At 68.0% G+C, this 16571-nt stretch carries 13 protein-coding genes; 5 read left to right on the forward strand and 8 right to left on the reverse strand.

What is annotated here, in order from left to right:
- The first annotated feature begins 50 nt into the window (after positions 1-50).
- Complete coding sequence (locus ASD34_RS07320) at positions 51-1562, forward strand: M20 family metallopeptidase (protein WP_056574954.1); 1512 nt, start codon at positions 51-53, stop codon at positions 1560-1562.
- A 70-nt stretch (positions 1563-1632) separates the two neighbouring features.
- Complete coding sequence (locus ASD34_RS07325; protein ID WP_056574956.1) at positions 1633-2505, forward strand: alpha/beta hydrolase; 873 nt, start codon at positions 1633-1635, stop codon at positions 2503-2505.
- Between the two features lie 16 nt (positions 2506-2521).
- Here the strand turns inward: ASD34_RS07325 and ASD34_RS07330 are convergent, their stop codons facing one another.
- From ASD34_RS07330 to ASD34_RS07350, 5 genes are all read right to left on the reverse strand, one after another.
- Positions 2522-3700 (reverse strand): MFS transporter, encoded by a 1179-nt coding sequence (locus tag ASD34_RS07330; RefSeq protein WP_056574959.1) that lies wholly within the window; start codon positions 3698-3700, stop codon positions 2522-2524.
- Between the two features lie 106 nt (positions 3701-3806).
- The gene (locus tag ASD34_RS07335; protein ID WP_056574964.1) at positions 3807-4274 is read right to left on the reverse strand and encodes a YidB family protein; all 468 of its coding nucleotides are present in this window, start codon (positions 4272-4274) and stop codon (positions 3807-3809) included.
- A 100-nt stretch (positions 4275-4374) separates the two neighbouring features.
- Positions 4375-5730 (reverse strand): M20/M25/M40 family metallo-hydrolase, encoded by a 1356-nt coding sequence (locus tag ASD34_RS07340; protein WP_056574967.1) that lies wholly within the window; start codon positions 5728-5730, stop codon positions 4375-4377.
- A gap of 104 nt (positions 5731-5834) precedes the next feature.
- Positions 5835-6566, reverse strand: a complete 732-nt coding sequence (locus ASD34_RS07345; RefSeq protein WP_056574970.1) for a 16S rRNA (uracil(1498)-N(3))-methyltransferase — start codon at positions 6564-6566, stop codon at positions 5835-5837.
- A gap of 78 nt (positions 6567-6644) precedes the next feature.
- On the reverse strand, positions 6645-7817 hold the full coding sequence (locus ASD34_RS07350; protein ID WP_056574973.1) for an aminoglycoside phosphotransferase family protein: 1173 nt from the start codon (positions 7815-7817) through the stop codon (positions 6645-6647).
- Positions 7818-7951: 134 nt separating this feature from the next.
- Between ASD34_RS07350 and ASD34_RS07355 the strand changes: the two genes are divergently transcribed.
- The 3 genes from ASD34_RS07355 to rsmA are packed head-to-tail and all read left to right on the forward strand — an operon-like array spanning position 7952 to position 12757.
- On the forward strand, positions 7952-10543 hold the full coding sequence (locus tag ASD34_RS07355) for an LPS-assembly protein LptD (RefSeq protein ID WP_056574977.1): 2592 nt from the start codon (positions 7952-7954) through the stop codon (positions 10541-10543).
- A 19-nt stretch (positions 10544-10562) separates the two neighbouring features.
- Positions 10563-11966, forward strand: a complete 1404-nt coding sequence (locus tag ASD34_RS07360) for a peptidylprolyl isomerase (protein WP_056574980.1) — start codon at positions 10563-10565, stop codon at positions 11964-11966.
- A gap of 23 nt (positions 11967-11989) precedes the next feature.
- A complete protein-coding gene (gene rsmA / locus ASD34_RS07365) occupies positions 11990-12757 on the forward strand; it encodes a 16S rRNA (adenine(1518)-N(6)/adenine(1519)-N(6))-dimethyltransferase RsmA (protein ID WP_056574984.1) in 768 nt (255 codons plus the stop codon).
- 371 nt (positions 12758-13128) lie between these two features.
- On the opposite strand, the gene ASD34_RS07370 is transcribed toward rsmA, so the two are convergent.
- The 3 genes from ASD34_RS07370 to ASD34_RS07380 all read right to left on the reverse strand — a co-directional run bounded on the left by ASD34_RS07370 (position 13129) and on the right by ASD34_RS07380 (position 16547).
- A complete protein-coding gene (locus ASD34_RS07370; protein WP_095747788.1) occupies positions 13129-13554 on the reverse strand; it encodes a barstar family protein in 426 nt (141 codons plus the stop codon).
- Positions 13555-13604: 50 nt separating this feature from the next.
- Complete coding sequence (locus ASD34_RS07375) at positions 13605-14018, reverse strand: ribonuclease domain-containing protein (RefSeq protein ID WP_056574987.1); 414 nt, start codon at positions 14016-14018, stop codon at positions 13605-13607.
- A 180-nt stretch (positions 14019-14198) separates the two neighbouring features.
- Positions 14199-16547: an NADP-dependent malic enzyme gene (locus ASD34_RS07380; RefSeq protein WP_056575387.1), complete on the reverse strand. Its 2349-nt coding sequence runs from the start codon at positions 16545-16547 to the stop codon at positions 14199-14201.
- Between the last annotated feature and the right edge of the window lie 24 nt (positions 16548-16571).

The raw sequence follows: 16571 nt of genomic DNA on the forward strand, positions 1-16571 counted from the left end.
CTCGCCGCGAGGCGCAAAATGCGCTTTTTCGTCCCCGCGGAGAACCCCCGATGAACGCCCCCCTGCACCGTGAAATGCCCGCCGGCACGCTCGACGCGACGCGTGCCCTCTCCGATGTCACCGCCCAATGGGACGGCGACATCGTCAAGCAACTCACCGACTACATCGCCATTCCCGCCAAGTCGCCCGGCTTCGACAAGGACTGGTCGGCCAACGGCTACCTGGAGACCGTGCTGCGCAATGCCGCGGCGTGGGTCGAGGCGCAGAAGGTCGAAGGCCTGAAGCTGGAGATCGTGCGCCTCGAAGGCCGCACGCCGGTGCTGTTCTTCGAAGTGCCGGCCACCGGCACGAACATGGCCGAGACCGTGCTCATGTACGGCCATCTCGACAAGCAACCCGAATTCACCGGCTGGCGCAACGACCTCGGCCCGTGGACGCCCAAGTACGAGAACGGCCTGCTCTACGGCCGCGGCGGCGCCGACGACGGCTACGCCGTGTACGCCAGCGTGGCCGCGCTGCAGGCCCTCAAGGCGCAGGGCGTGGCCCATCCGCGCATCGTCGGCCTCATCGAGACCTGCGAGGAAAGCGGCTCCTACGACCTGCTGCCCTACGTCGACGCGCTGCGTCCGCGCCTGGGCGAGGTCGAGCTGGTGATCTGCCTCGACTCGGGCGCCGGCAACTACGACCAGCTGTGGCTCACCACCTCGCTGCGCGGCATGGCCAGCGGCACGCTCAAGGTCGAGGTGCTGACCGAAGGCATCCACTCGGGCGACGCCTCGGGCCTCGTGCCCTCGAGCTTCCGCATCATGCGGCAGGTGCTCGACCGCCTCGAGGACAGCGCGACGGGCCGCTTGTTGCCCGCGAGCTTCCACTGCGAAGTGCCGGCCGACCGCCTCGCGCAGGCCAAGGCCACCGCCGCCATCCTCGGCGACGAGGTCTACAAGCGCTTCCCGTGGGCGCACTACGACTGCGGCGGCTCGACCATGTTCGCGCTGCCGACCACCACCGACCCGGTCGAGGCGCTGCTCAACCGCACCTGGAAGCCCACGCTGTCGGTGACCGGCGCCGAAGGCTTCCCGGCGCTGAAAGATGCGGGCAACGTGCTGCGCCCCTACACCGCCTTCAAGCTCTCGCTGCGCCTGCCACCGCTGGTCGATGCGGCCGAGACGGTGCAGACGCTCAAGGCCTTGCTCGAAGACAACGCGCCGTACCAGGCCCGCGTCACGTTCGAGAGCAATGGCGGCGCCACCGGCTGGAACGCCCCCACCATCACGCCGTGGTTCGAGGACGCGCTCAACAAGGCTTCGCGCGCGCACTTCGGCGCCTCCTGCGGCTACATCGGCCAGGGCGGCACGATCCCGCTGATGAACATGCTGAGCGCCGGTTTTCCGACGGCGCAGATGATGGTCTGCGGCGTGCTCGGCCCGAAGAGCAACGCACACGGTCCCAACGAATTCCTGCATGTGCCCTATGCCAAGAAGCTGACGGCCGCCGTGGCCGAGGTCATCGCTGCGTTGCCGGTCGCGCACCGCGCCGCGGCGTCGGAGTCAGTGGCGGCTTGAGCGCAGCGGGCCGCCCCAAGCAAGCTCGCTCCCGCTCGGCGGGAAGGCACGCAGCGCCAAGGGTGCACCCATGAGCGCCGCGCTGCCTTTGCCGCATCGCGTGTCGCTGTCCACGCCGGACGGCGAGACGCTGGCGCTGCGGCGCCTGCCCGCTGCCGGCGCACCCCGCGCCGTCGTGGTCGTGGTGCACGGGCTGGGCGAGCACGCGGGGCGCTATCACGGTCTGGCCAAGCAACTGCATGCCTGGGGCTTCGCGGTCTGGGCGCACGACCACCACGGGCACGGCGAATCCACCGGTGCGCGCGGCGGCTTGCCCAGCGAATTGCGGCTGGTCGACGACCTGGCCCTGGTGATCGACGACGCGCGTCGCGAGAACCCCGGCGTGCCGCTGGTGCTGCTGGGCCACAGCCTGGGCGGCCTGGTCGCTGCGAGCGTGGTGGCGCGCGGCGTGCGGCCGGTCGACGCGCTGGTGCTGTCGTCGCCGGGGCTCGATCCGGGGCTGAATGGTTTCCAGAAGATGCTGCTGGCCGTGCTGCCGCGCATCGCGCCCAACCTGCGCGTGAGCAACGGGCTCGACGACAACTACCTCTCGCACGACCCGGTGGTGGTGCAGGCCTACCGCGACGATCCGCTCACGCACGACCGCATCGGCAGCCGGCTGGCGCGCTTCCTCGCGCACGAAGGCGCCACCGTGCAGCAGCACGCGGCGCGCTGGCCGGTGCCCACGCTGTTGATCTACGCGGGCGACGACCGGCTCGTGCGGCCGGCTGCGAGCCGCGCCTTCGCGGCCGCCGCGGCGCCCAGCGGCCAGGTCGAGGCGAAGTGCTTCGGCGCGCTGTACCACGAGCTCTTCAACGAGCTCGATGCGGAGCCCGTCTTCGACACGCTGCAGCGCTGGCTCGACCGGCGGTTTCCGGCCGCTGTGTCGACGGTCACGGCCTGAGGCCGCGGCACACGACTCAGGCCTTGGCCGCCAGCGCCTGCCTGCGCTGGGTCTGCGCCAGCCAGAGCAGCGCCGCGCCGGTCAGCGCCACCGGCACCAGCGAGCCGTAGTTCAGCAGCTGCCAGCCCTGCGTCGTCACCAGCACGCCCGAGGCGAACGAGGTCAGCGCCAGCGTCGCGAACACGCAGAAGTTGAGCGCGCCCTGGGCACGGTCGCGCTCCTCGGCCGTGTAGGCGGTGAGCGAGAGCGTCGTGCTGCCAGTGAACAGGAAATTCCAGCCCACGCCCAGCAGGAACAGCGCCACGAGGAAGTGGTGCAGGTCCACGCCCGACAGCGCCACCACGATGCAGCCGAGGTTGAGCGCCAGCCCCACGCCCATCACCGGCAGCGTGCCGAAGCGGCGGATCAGGTGGCCGGTGAAGAAACCCGGCGCGAACATGCCGATCACATGCCATTCGAGCACCAGCGCCGCGTCGGAAAACGGCAGGCTGCAGATCTGCATCGCGATGGGCGTGGCGGCCATCAGCAGGTTCATCACGCCGTAGCTCAGCGCGCCCGCGGCGGCGGCCACGATGAACACGGGCTGCCGCATGATCTCGCCGAGCGACCTGCCGCCGGCGGCTTCCTTGCGCGTCGGCGACGGCGGGAATTCGATGCAGCGCATCACCGCCATCGAGAGCAGCGCCACCGCCGCCAGCGCGATGTAGGCGCCGGCGAACGGCACGGAGAGGGCGTTGCGCGTGAAGGTCGCGAGGTTCGGCCCCGCCACCGCGCCGATCAGACCGCCGGCCATCACCATCGACACGGCCTTCTCGCGCCAGGCCGGCAGCGCCAGCTCGGCCGCCGCGAAACGATAGAGCCCGGCGTTGGCGTTGTAGTAGCCCGCGACCACAGTCGCAAAGCACAGCAGCCAGAAGTTCCTCGAAGACGCCGCGTAGGCGCACAGCAGCGCCGAGCCGACTGCCACCGCCAGGCCGATCTGGAACGAGCCACGGCGGCCAAAGCGCTGCTGCGTGCGCGCCACCAGCCCCGTGCTCAGCGCGCCGCCCACCACATAGCCCATCACCGGCAGCGTGGCCATCCAGCCCTGCGGCGCGATGCCCAGGCCCACGAGGCCGTTGATGGCGATGAAGGTGACGTTGTTGGTCAGGAGCAGGCCCTGGCAGATGGCCAGGAGCCACAGATTGCGATTCATGGGCCGCGGTTCTACGCGATTGGCCGGCGAAGGCAAGGCGCCGGCCAAAAAAAAGCGCCCTCGCGGGCGCCGGAATTCCGAGAATGGAAATTCGCCGGGTGGCAGTTCAGGTCGGCTTGTTGCCTTGCAGCAGACCACTGAGCGAACCCAGCAGGTCGTCCTGGTTGCCGAGGCCTTGCTCGGGCACCTTGCCTTGCGGCGTGAGCTGGCTGATGAGGGCCGGCAGCATGGTGGCCAGCATCGGCAGCAACATTTGTGCGTTGATGCCGAGTTTGGATGCGATGGCGGCGATCGTGTCGCCGCCCAGCGCGTTCTGCAACTGATCGCCCGAGACCGGCCGGTTCTCACCGTTGCCGATCCACGAGCCGATCACGTCGCCCATGCCCGCCTGCTCGAATTTCGAGACCATGCCGCCGAGGCCGCCCTGCCCGCCGTTGTCGGCAAGCAGGCCTCCCAGGGCGCCGGCGAGGCCTCCGAGATCTCCCAATCCCCCGAGGCCACCGCCCTGCGGCTGCTGCTGCTGTTGTGCAGCGCCTCCCAGCACCTGACCGAGTACCGAATCGAGCAATCCCATGGCGTTTCCTTGGTGTGTGACAGAACCGGCGGCATTTTGCGACGCCCCGGACCGCGAGCCGAAGGTGGCGTGACCACTTTCAAGCTGGCATCGTGACAAATTACTTGGTCCGCGCAGGCCGTTTGGGAAGCAACGCGGGATTGACCCCTTGCACACCCACCAGGCCGAGCACGGTGACGAGCGAATTCTGCGCGCCTTTCCATGCATCTGTCACGTCGATCGACTCGGCCAGCGAGTGGAATCCGCCCGACTTTCCGCCGCCACCGATGATGATGGCCGGAATGCCTAGCGAGATGGGCACGTTCGCGTCCGTGCTGCCGCCGCGCAGCAGCGTCTTGTGGCCGAAAGCGGCGTTCGCGCGCGTGGCCGCCTCGACGATCACCGAGTCGGGCGCCGTGCGGCCCCCCGGGCGGTCGCCGATGAGCTTGGTGCTCACGCTCAGGGAGCTCACGTTCCAGCGCTTGTTCTCTTCCGCCACGGCCTCGTCGAGCGTGGCGAGGATCTTCTTCTCGGCTTCGAGCAGCGAGGCCATGTCGTCCGAGCGGATGTCGATGGCCATGCGGGCATCGGGCGCGATGGTGTTCACCGAGGTGCCGCCGCCCACGGTGCCGACGGTGAAGGTGGTCTTGGGAAAGCTGGGCGTGCGCACTTCGGCGATCTTGGCGATGGCGCGGCCCATGCCGTGGATCGCGCTGGGCACCTGCCCGAAGGCGCCGAAGCTGTGGCCGCCCGGGCCCTTGAAGGTGACCTCGTAGCGGTGGCTCGCGGTGCCGAGCACCAGCACGTGGCCGTCGGCCGAGGGCTCCAGGCCGACCATGCCGTCGATGTCGAGGTGGTCGCGGAAGATGGCCTTCATGCCGCGCAGATTGCCCAGCTCTTCCTCGCCGACGTTGGCGACGAACATCAGGTCGCCCACGGTCTGGATCTTGTTGTCGTTGAGCACCTTGAGCCACGACAGCAGCACCGACAGGCCGCGCGTGTCGTCGCCGATGCCGGGCGCATACAGCTTGCCGTCGCGCTCCTTCACCTTCACGTCGGTGCCGGCCGGAAAGACGGTGTCCAGGTGCGCCGAGACCAGCAGCTTGGGGCCGTTGCCCGTGCCCTTGCGCAGGCCGACCACGTTGCCTTCGGCATCGATCTTCGCGTCGTGCAGACCGAGCGCCTTCATGCGCGCCAGGAAGGCTTCGGCGCGCTTGTGTTCCTTGAAGGGCGGCGCCTCGATCTCGGTCAGCGTCTTCAGTTCGTCGACCGTGCGTTCGTGGTCGGCCTTGACCGATTCCAGCAGCTTGCGGATTGCGGGCGAGGCCATGAGCTGGGTGTAGGCCTGGTCGACCGCAGGGCTGACCTGCGTGGGTGTGGGCGCAACGGCCTGGCTTTGCGCGTGAACGATGGGCATGGCGCACAGCGCGGCCAGGACGAGGGGCGCGAGACGAAACGCGCGGGATGAACGAGGCATGAGGAAGTGGCCTTTCCGGGGAGGCGGATGAAACAAGAAAAGGGAAGCGGCCATTGTTCCGCAGGCGCCCGGTTAGCGCCTCGCGGAAAACCCCCCGCAACGGCTCAGTCGCCGATGAGCGAAACCAGCGCCGCGAGTGCCGCTGTTTCTGCGCGCAGCACCCGTGCACCGAGCGTGGCCGGTGCGAAGCCGCGTGCGATGGCGTCCTGTTCCTCGGACGCGCTGAGGCCGCCTTCGGGGCCGCTGAGCACGAGCGCGGGCTGCGCGCTGGGTGCCGCTGCAGCCACGGCGGCCACAGCGCGCGTGCCGTCGGCCAGGCTCAGCACGAGGCGCATCGCCGCAGCGTCCGAGGCCGCCGCGCTGCCGAGCCAGCCCGCGAAGGACTGCACCGGATGAATCACCGGCACGCGGTTGCGCCCGCATTGCTCGCAGGCCGCGACGGCGATGGCTTCCCAGTGCGCCCGCTTCTTCTCGGCGCGTTCGCCTGACAGGCGCAGCACACCGTGCGCCGTGGCCAGCGGCTGGATGCTGGCCACGCCGAGCTCGGTGGCTTTTTCGACCAGCCAGTCCATGCGCTCGTTGGCCGGCATGCCGACCGCGAGGTGCACGGCGCGGGCTGCTTCGCGCTCCACTGGCGTGTGGGCACCGACCGCCACGGCAACCTCGCTGCGGCCCATGCGCTCGACCGTCGCGGCGTACTCGCCACCCGCGCCGTCGAACAGGGTGAGCGTGTCGCCGGGCTGCATGCGCAGCACCTGCACATGGCGCGCGGCGCCTGGCGGCAGCGCCAGACTGGCGCCGGCGGTCAGCGGCACGGAGCAGTGAAAACGGGGCATGCTAGGGGATCAGGAGCTGACGGCATCCGTGGTGCGGGCGCTACAGCGATTTTCTTGTTCGGCTTTTTCAGTTTCTCTTCAGACCCGGCCGTAGGCGAAGCCGGTGACGGCTGTCGTGCCCTCGACCTCGTCGATCACGCGCAGCAGCGGCTTCAGCTCGATGTAGCGGCTGGCCGTGGCGCGGATGTAGGCGATGAAGCGCGGCGTGTCGGCCAGGTAGCGCGGCTTGCCGTCGCGCAGCGTGAGGCGCGCGAAGATGCCGGCCACCTTGAGGTGGCGCTGCAGGCCCATCCATTCGACCGCGCGGTAGAAGGCACCGAAGTCCTCGTCGACCGGCAGGCCGGCCTTGCGCGCGGCGGTCCAGTAGCGGATGGTGATGTCGAGCACGAACTCCTCGTCCCAGCTGAGGAAGGCATCGCGCATCAGGCTGGCGATGTCGTAGGTGATCGGGCCGTAGACCGCGTCCTGGAAGTCGAGCACGCCCAGCGGCGCGCCCGAGCCGCCGCCGGGCCGCCCCAAGGCGGCGAGCGCCCCCTCGGGGGGCAGCGAGGACACGTCAGTGCCGAGCGTGGGGGCCACATTCACCATGAGGTTGCGCGGCATGAAATCGCGGTGCACGTACACGCTCGGCGACGCGAGGTTGTTCTCGACGATCAGCGCGAAGGCGCGGTCCAGCCGTTCCTTCAGCTGGCCCTCGACGGCCACGCCGCGGTGCTTGCCGATGTACCACTCGGGAAAGAGCGCCAGTTCACGCTCGAGCAGGGCCCGGTCATAGGGCGGCAGCACGCCCGGCCTGGAGGCCAGCTGCCAGCGGATCAGCGCGTCGATGGCCTGGTCGTAGAGCGGCCGGTTGGCCTCGGGATGGGCCGGGTCGATCACCTCCAGCATGGTCTGGTGGCCGAGGTCGTCGAGCAGCAGGAAGCCGTGGTCGCGGTCCCATTCGAGCACCTGCGGCGCCGTCACGCCGGCCTCGGTCATCAGTTGTGCGATCTGCACGAAGGGGGCGCTGTTTTCCTTGTCAGGGGGCGCATCCATCACGATGCGCGTGCGGCCGTCGGTGGTGTCCAGGCGGAAGTAGCGGCGGAAGCTGGCGTCGGCCGAGGCCAGCCGCACGGTGTCCGGGCGCAATTGGCGGGCATCGGCGATGCCCGCCAGCCAGTCCCGGAACGCTTCGGCCCGCTGCGGATCTGTCCAGAGAATGGCCTGGGCGGGGTGTGGGGTCGTGGACGCCGGGGTCGAGGGTGCTGTCATGGATAATCAATTCTACAAATCCGCCTGGCGCGGCACCCCTGTTCCAGGTCGATCCGACCGGGGCGGGGTGGCTGCCGGTCCCCGCAACCCGCCGGCCTGCCGCGCCGTCCCCGACGATCTTTCGTTTCGAATCGATGCCTACGACCCCACGCGCCGCCTCGCGACGTTTGAGCCCGCCGCTGCCACTGGCCGTGCTGTCGCTGGCGTTGTTGCACGCGCATGGCGCCTTCGCCCAGCAGGCCGGCGCCCTGGACGGACCGCTCACGCTCAAGCGCACGCCGCTGCTCACCGAGACGCTGACGCCCGTGCAACGCAGCCAGCTGCCCAGCCTCGTCACCGGCGACCGCATTTCCGGCCGCCCCGACCTGGAGACCGTCATCGAGGGCAACGCCACGCTGCGCCGCGGCCCGGTCGCCATCACGGCCGACCGCCTCGAGTACTACCAGCCCGACGACCGCGCCAAGGCCACCGGCAATGTGCGCGTCAACCAGGCCGGCAACGTGTACGAAGGCCCCGAGCTCGAGCTCAAGCTGGAGACCTTCGAAGGCTTCTTCAACAACGTGCGCTACCGCTTCCTCGCGACCGGCGGCCACGGCGAGGCCGAGCGCATCGACTTCGTCGACTCCAACGTCTCGATCGCGCGGCGCGCCAGCTACACCACCTGCCGCCGCGAAGACTTCCCCGGCTGGATGCCCGCCTGGCTGCTGACCGCCGCCACGCTGACCACCGACACCGAGGAAAACGAAGGCGTGGCCATCGACGCGCGCATGAGCTTCATGGGCATCACGACCCCGCCGATCCCGCGCGTGACCTTCCCGCTGTCGAATGAGCGCAAGAGTGGCCTGCTGCCGCCGACCATCGGGCTGGACAACACCAACGGCTTCGAGGTCGCGCAGCCCTACTACTGGAACATTGCGCCCAACCGCGACGCCACCATCACGCCCACGCTGATGAGCAAGCGCGGGCTCAACCTGGCCAGCGAGTTCCGCTACCTCGAGAAGGACTACAGCGGCAGCATCCGCCTGGACCTCATGGGCAGCGACCGCCTCGTGGGCCAGCGCTACAACGAAGCGCGCGCCGAGCAGCTGCAGAAGCTGAACAACGGCGAGATCGCGCTCAAGGACCTGAACTTCGGGAAGGCGCCCGACAGCAGCAAGCGCTGGGGCCTGTGGCTCAACCACCACCACGACTTCGACGCCAAGGCGCTGGGGCTCGACTCGCTGTCGGCCAGCCTCAACATCAATCGCGTCAGCGACAACGACTACTGGCGCGATTTCACGCGCACGCCGACGCTGGCGCAGCGCCAGCTGCCGAACGAGGGCTCGCTGAACTGGTCCAAGGGCGACTGGAGCGGCGCCGTGCGCGCGCTGCGCTACCAGACGCTGCAGTACAACCTGTCGCCGGTCGTTCCCTCGTACGACCGCGTGCCGCAGATCACGGCCAACTACGCCAAGTACGACTGGCATGGCTTCGACGTCTCGCTGAACACCGATTTCTCGCGCTTTCGCGTCAACAGCATCCTGGCCGGCCAGCCCGGCTTCGACCTGCTTCAGCAGTCGCAGCCCGACGGCGACCGTGTGTTCGCGCAGGCGGCGATCAGCCGGCCGTTCCTCACGCCGAGTTCGTTCGTCATCCCCAAGCTGCAGCTGCACGCGACCTCGTACAACTACTACCTGCCGCAGTCGTCCATTCCGAAGGTGTCGGTCAACGGCATCGATTACGTGAACGGGATGCCGTACAACCCGAGCCAGCTGTACTTCTTCCCGACTTCGTCGAACCGCGTCGTGCCGACCTTCAGCCTGGACAGCGGCCTGGTCTTCGAGCGCGACGCCAGCTACTTCGGCCGTGCCTTCCGCCAGACGCTGGAGCCGCGCGCGTACTACGTGTACACGCCGTACCGCGACCAGAGCATGCTGCCGAACTACGATTCGGCCGCCAACGACTTCAGCTTTGCGACCATCTACACCGAGAACGCCTTCTCGGGCGCCGACCGCATCTCGGACACCAACGCGCTCACGCTGGGCGTCACGTCCCGCCTGATCGATCCGGGCACCGGCGTGGAAGCCGTGCGCTTCGGCATCGCCCAGCGCTTCCGCTTCGCCGACCAGAAGGTCACGCTGCCGGGCATCGCACCCGTCACCGACCGCACCAGCGACCTGCTGCTGGGGGCCCAGATCAACTGGACGCCCAAGTGGAGCCTGGACACGCTGCTGCAGTACAACCCCGATTCGCGCCGCTCCACGCGCAGCGCGATCAGCGCGCGCTACAACCCCGGGCCGTACCGCAACCTCAGCGCGGCATTCCGCTACCAGGCGCCGAGCACGCCCACGGCCACCGACGGCAACAAGTCGATCGACGTGGGCTGGCAATGGCCGATCAACGACCTGTGGGGCGACAAGGGCAAGGACCTCGGTCCGGGCAAGGGCGAAGGCGGCGGACGCTGGTACGCCGTGGGGCGCCTGAACTACAGCCTGCAGGACAAGAAACTCACGGACGGCGTGCTCGGAGTCGAGTACGACGGCTGCTGCTGGATCGGACGCGTGGTGCTGCAACGCATCACCACCGGCCAGGTGACGGCCAACACCCGCATCATGTTCCAGCTCGAATTCGTCGGCTTCTCCGCCATTGGCTCGAGCCCGATGCAGGCCTTGCGGCAGAACGTGCAGCGCTACCAGCCGCTGCGTCAACCGACCGAGGCCCCGAGCCGCTTCACCAATTACGACTGAACGACGACCGATTCACGCCATGAAACACATCCGTTCCCTTATCACCCTGGGGTGCCTTGCGGCCATCGCCGCAACGGCCGGCGCACAGGGCTTTCGTTCCGGCAGCGGCATCACGGACATCATGCGCGCCGGTCCCCGGATCGTGCCGCCGGCGGCACGCCCGGCCGCCCCCGCAGCGGCGCCCGTGCAGCGCGCCGCCGAGTACATCGTGGCGCTGGTCAACTCCGAGCCCATCACCAACACCGAGGTGCAGTCGCGTGTCACGCGGCTGATCCGCGAGAACCCCGACGCCGAGCGCGTGCCGCGCACCGAGCTCACTCGCCTCGTGCTGGAGCGCCTGATCACCGAGCGTGCACAGCTGCAGCTCGCGAAGGAAAACGGCATCAAGGTCGATGACGTGGCGATCGACCAGGCCGAGCAGACCGTGGCCCGGCAGAACGAGATCAGCCTCACCGAGCTGCGCAGCCGCGTCGCGGCCGAGGGCATCTCGCCGCGCGAGTTCCGCAACGACCTGCGCGACCAGTTGTTGCTCACCCGCCTGCGCGACCGCGAGGTCGAATCGAAGGTCAAGGTCAGCGACACCGAGGCCGACGAGTACCTGCGCGACCAGCGCGAAAGCGCCGTCAAGAACAGCGCGCTGCTCAACCTGAACATCGCCCAGCTGCTGGTGGCCGTGCCCGAGAACGCCACCGAGGCGCAGATCGCGTCCGCCAAGCAGAAGGCCGACAGCCTCGCCCAGCGCGCGCGCAGCGGCGAAGACTTCGCCAAGCTGGTGCGCGAGAACTCCGACTCGCCCGACCGCGCCAATGGCGGCGCGCTCGGCCTGCGCAGCGCCGACCGTTACCCGCCGGTGTTCGTCGAGGCCACGCAATCGACCGCGGTGAACGGCATCGCCGGGCCTGTGCGCTCGGGCGCCGGCTTTCACGTGCTCAAGGTGCTGACCAAGGCACAGGTGGGTTCGTCGGATGCCTCCATCACCCAGACGCAAGTGCGCCACATCCTGCTGCTCAACGACCCCAAGCGCACGACCGCACAGGCGGTGGCGCAGCTGCAGGAGTTCAAGCGCCGCGTGCAGTCGGGCACCGCCGACTTCGCCGGCCTGGCGCGCGACAACTCGCAGGACGCCAGCGCCAAGGAAGGCGGCGACCTCGGCTGGGCGCGCCCTGGCCAGTTCGTGCCCGAATTCGAGGAAGCCATGGACCGCCTCACGCCGGGCCAGATCAGCGACCCCGTGGTGTCGCGCTTCGGTGTCCACCTGATCCAGGTGGTCGGCCGGCGCGAAGCCAAGCTGAGCCAGTCGGAGCAGCGCGAAGCCGCGCGCGCCGCACTGCGCGAACAGCGCGTCGAGGAAGCCTTCACCACCTGGGTGCAGGAAGTGCGCGCGCGCGCCTACGTCGAGTACCGCGAGCCGCCGCAGTCCTGATGGCTGCCGCGTTCTAGGCCGCGATGGCACAGCACATTGCAAGAAAGCGGTTCGGACAGCACTTCCTGTCCGACGGCGGGATCATCGACGGGATCGTGCAGGCGATCGCGCCGCAGCCCGGTGACGCGATGGTCGAGATCGGGCCGGGGCTCGCGGCGCTCACGCAGCCGCTGGTCGAGCGGCTCGGCCGCCTCACGGTCATCGAGCTCGACCGCGACCTGGCCAAGCGGCTGCGCGAGCATCCGCAGCTTGAGGTCATCGAGTCGGACGTGCTCAAGGTCGACTTTGCCGACCTCGCGGCCAAGGCCGAGCCGAAGCCGCTGCGCGTGGTCGGCAACCTGCCCTACAACATCTCCACGCCCATCCTGTTCCACCTGCTGGGCTACGCCCACCTGATCGCTGACCAGCACTTCATGCTGCAAAAGGAAGTGATCGACCGCATGGTGGCCAAGCCCGCCACGTCGGACTACAGCCGCCTGAGCGTGATGCTGCAGTGGCGCTACGACATGGAGAACGTGCTGTTCGTGCCGCCCGAGAGTTTCGATCCGCCACCGCGCGTCGACAGTGCCGTGGTGCGCATGGTGCCGCTCGCGCAGCCCCCGGCAGTCGATGCGGCACGGCTCGGCGAGATCGTGCAGGTCGCCTTCAGCCAGCGCCGCAAGATCCTGCGGCACACGCTGGGCAAGTGGCTCGGGGAGCACGGCTTCACCGGCGAGTTCGACATCCAGCGCCGCGCCGAGGAGGTGCCGGTGGCCGAATATGTCGCACTGGCCCAAGCCGTCCCCCCATGAAAAAAGCCCGTCGAAAGACGGGCTTTTTTATTTCGCGAGACACCGCGGAACCGGCTTGGCCGGGCCGCTGGTGTCGCCCCCGGAAGGGGGTTGGCGAAGCGACACGAAGTGCGCGCAGCCTGGGGGCGAGCCTGGTTATGCGGCAGCCAGCCAGTAGCCCGCGTTGAAGGGGCTGCTCATGCGCAGCGCCAGGGGCGACACGTCCACGAGCTTGTCGGTCGGCATTTTCTCGCCGGCCAGCTCGGTGCTGGCGGCGGGCGTGGCCGCAGCGGCTGCCGTGGCGGTGGTGTTGACTTCGATGCCATCGAGGGTTTCAGCGGTCGGCTGAGCCTCGTTCGCCCGTTCTGCTTGGCTGGTGGATGCAGAACGGGCTACAGAAAAGAATAGAAGCAGCGGAACGGGACCTTGCGATCGCCCCAGTAGTCCGAAGCGTCGCGGAAGATGTCGAGCAGTTGCTCGCGCGCTTCCTTGTCGAACTTCGCATTGGCCGGAATCTGTTCGAGCACGATGACGAAGCCGGGCTGCGGGCCCGATTTATGCAACGGGTCGGTCATGCAGTCGTACAGCGCGTCGAAGTTCTTGCCGAAGTGCGCCGGGAAGGTGAACTGCTGGGCAATCAGGTCGAGCACGTCCTGCTTGGTCTGGGCGTTGCCCAGGTTGGCGTACAGGAAGTGCTGGCCGGCCGCATTGGCGGCATCCTGCAGGTCGTTCACGCGGAACGCGCGGATCGATTGCACGATGTTCGGGCGTACGGCTCGAAGGGATAAGGTCATATCCGCTGGTCTTTCCATGGTCATCATCATCTCGTCGGGGCGCTTCGGGGCGCCGCTCAGGTCGTTGTCATCGCTCATGGCGCAATTCGTCTGAAACTCGCATAGTGGTCCGCCGTGTACCAGCAGGCCTCGGGTGCCGTGCGCTGCTCGCCACCGCAAACGATCCGCCGGGCACCGCGGTTGCGTGCGCCGGGCGTTGGCACCGTGTATTCGCGGTAATGCCCGCGGCGTGCCGCTGGCAGGATGCGTTCGCGATTGCCGAATACCGTGCCGTCTTTGTCGTACCGGAAGGGGCCACCGTCAAGGATGGCCTGGTAGGTTCGCTGGCCCTGGACCGGCAGATCGGTCAGGGCAATCGATGCCTCGGAGGACGTTTTGTCGGCGCCGAACCATCCGCGGGCCTCGGCCCCCGTCGTCAGAGCCACCAGCATCAAGCTGGTGAGCGCAAACTTAGTGACAGAGGACGTGATCGAGGCGTAAGCCGCCATGGGGCACCACAAGAAAAGAGCGGGGAGTTTGAATTGCGCTCAACCTCGGGGTTAACCCGCAAATTCAAGCCCGCGAGTGTGCACCACGCTGGCGAAAATAGCAAGCGACTGCCCAAAGTTTGAGCAGTCGCGGAGGCGGAAAGCGACGCCTTAAGTTGGCGTCCACTCTCGCCAAATGGCCTATCTCTCGGCGTTTGCGTCGGCCACTGTCAAGGCTGTCATGTTCACGATGCGGCGAACAGTCGCGCTCGCCGTGAGAATATGCACAGGTTTGGCTGCGCCGAGCAGAACCGGGCCGATGGCGATGTTGCCGCCGGCCGCGGTCTTGAGCAGGTTGTAAGAAATGTTGGCGGCGTCGATGTTGGGGAATACCAGCAGGTTGGCGTCGCCCGCGAGCGCGCTGTGCGGCATGACGACCGCGCGCTGCTTGCTGTCCAGGGCCACGTCGCCGTGCATTTCGCCGTCCACTTCGAGCCAGGGCGCCTGCACGCGCAGCAGGTCGAGCGTGCGACGCATCTTGACCGCGCTGGGCTCGTTGCTGGTGCCGAAGTTGGAGTGCGACAGCAGCGCGGCCTTCGGCTTGAGGCCGAAACGCATCATTTCCTCGGCCGCCATGGTCGTGATCTCGGCCAGTTCCTCGGGCGTGGGGTCGTAGTTGACGTGCGTGTCGACCAGGAACACCTGGCGGTCGGGCAGCAGCAGGCCGTTCATGCAGGCGTACACCGGCACGTCCTGCGGCGTGCTGGCGCAGCCGCCGGGGCGCTTGCCGATCACCTGGTCGATGTAGTGCAGGTGGATCAGCGTGGTGCCCCAGGTGCCGCAGATCATGCCGTCGACCTCGCCCTTGTGCAGCAGCATGGCGCCGATCAGCGTGAGGCGGCGGCGCATCTCGATCTTGGCGGTCTGCACCGTCTGGCCCTTGCGCTCCGTCATGCGGTGGTAGGTCTGCCAGAAATCGCGATAGCGGTGGTCCTGCTCGACGTTGACGACGTCGTAGTCGAGTTCTTCCTTCAGGCGCAGGCCGAACTTCTCGATGCGCTGGGCGATGATGGCCGGACGGCCGATGAGTGTGGGGCGCGCGAGGCCTTCGTCGACCACGATCTGCGCGGCGCGCAGCACGCGTTCTTCTTCACCCTCACAGTACGCCACGCGCTTTTTCGGTGCGCGCTTGGCGGCATCGAAGATCGGCTTCATGGTCGTGCCCGAGGCGTAGACAAAACTCTGCAGCTTGTCGCGGTAGGCGTCCATGTCCTTGATCGGGCGCAGCGCCACGCCGCTTTCCTCGGCCGCCTTGGCCACGGCCGGCGCGATCTTCATCATCAGGCGCGGGTCGAAGGGCTTCGGGATCAGGTACTCGGGGCCGAAGCTGAGCTTTTCACCGGCGTAGGCAGCGGCCACGCGTTCGCTCTGCTCGGCCTGGGCCAGCTCGGCGATGGCGTGCACCGCGGCGATCTCCATCTCGTCGGTGATGGTGGTGGCGCCCGAGTCGAGCGCGCCGCGGAAGATGTACGGGAAGCACAGGACGTTGTTGACCTGGTTCGGGTAGTCGGTGCGGCCGGTGGCCATGATCACGTCGGGGCGCACCGCATGGGCGTCTTCGGGGGCGATCTCGGGGTTCGGGTTGGCCAGGGCGAAGATCACCGGCTTGGGCGCCATCTTCGCGACCATTTCGGGCTTCAGCACACCGCCGGCCGACAGGCCGAGGAACACGTCGGCACCGGCAATCACTTCCGACAGCTTGCGCATGTCGGTCTTCTGCATGTACTGGCGCTTGTCGTCGTCCATCAGCTCTTCGCGGCCTTCGTAGACCACGCCGGCCAGGTCGGTGACGAACACGTTTTCGCGCTTCAGGCCCACCTTGAGCAGCAGGTTCAGGCAGGCCAGCGCCGCGGCGCCCGCGCCCGACGTGACCAGCTTCACTTCGGCGATGCTCTTGCCGGCGACCTTCAGGCCGTTGAGCATGGCGGCTGCCACCGTGATGGCCGTGCCGTGCTGGTCGTCGTGGAACACCGGGATCTTCATGCGCTTGCGCAGCTCGCGCTCGACGTAGAAGCAGTCCGGGGCCTTGATGTCTTCCAGGTTGATGGCGCCGAAGGTCGGCTCCAGCGACGCAATGATCTCGACCAGCTTGGCCGGGTCTTTTTCGTCGATCTCGATGTCGAACACGTCGACACCGGCGAATTTCTTGAAGAGAACGCCCTTGCCTTCCATCACCGGCTTGGAGGCCAGCGGACCGATGTCGCCCAGGCCGAGCACGGCGGTGCCGTTGCTGATGACGCCCACGAGGTTGCCGCGCGAGGTGTACTTGAAGGCATTGGCCGGGTCCTTGACGATTTCCTCGCAGGGCGCGGCCACGCCGGGCGAGTAGGCCAGCGACAGGTCGCGCTGGTTGACCATCTGCTTGGTCGCCGCGATGGCGATCTTGCCGGGAACGGGAAACTCGTGGTACTCGAGGGCGGCACGGCGCAACAGGGCGCGCTTGTCTTCGGAGGTGGGGGTCGAAGGGGACGATGCGGTCGAATCGGACATGTGCCGTTGCTCCTGGTGGCGCTT

Source organism: Variovorax sp. Root473 (assembly GCF_001426505.1).
Classification (GTDB): domain Bacteria; phylum Pseudomonadota; class Gammaproteobacteria; order Burkholderiales; family Burkholderiaceae_C; genus Variovorax.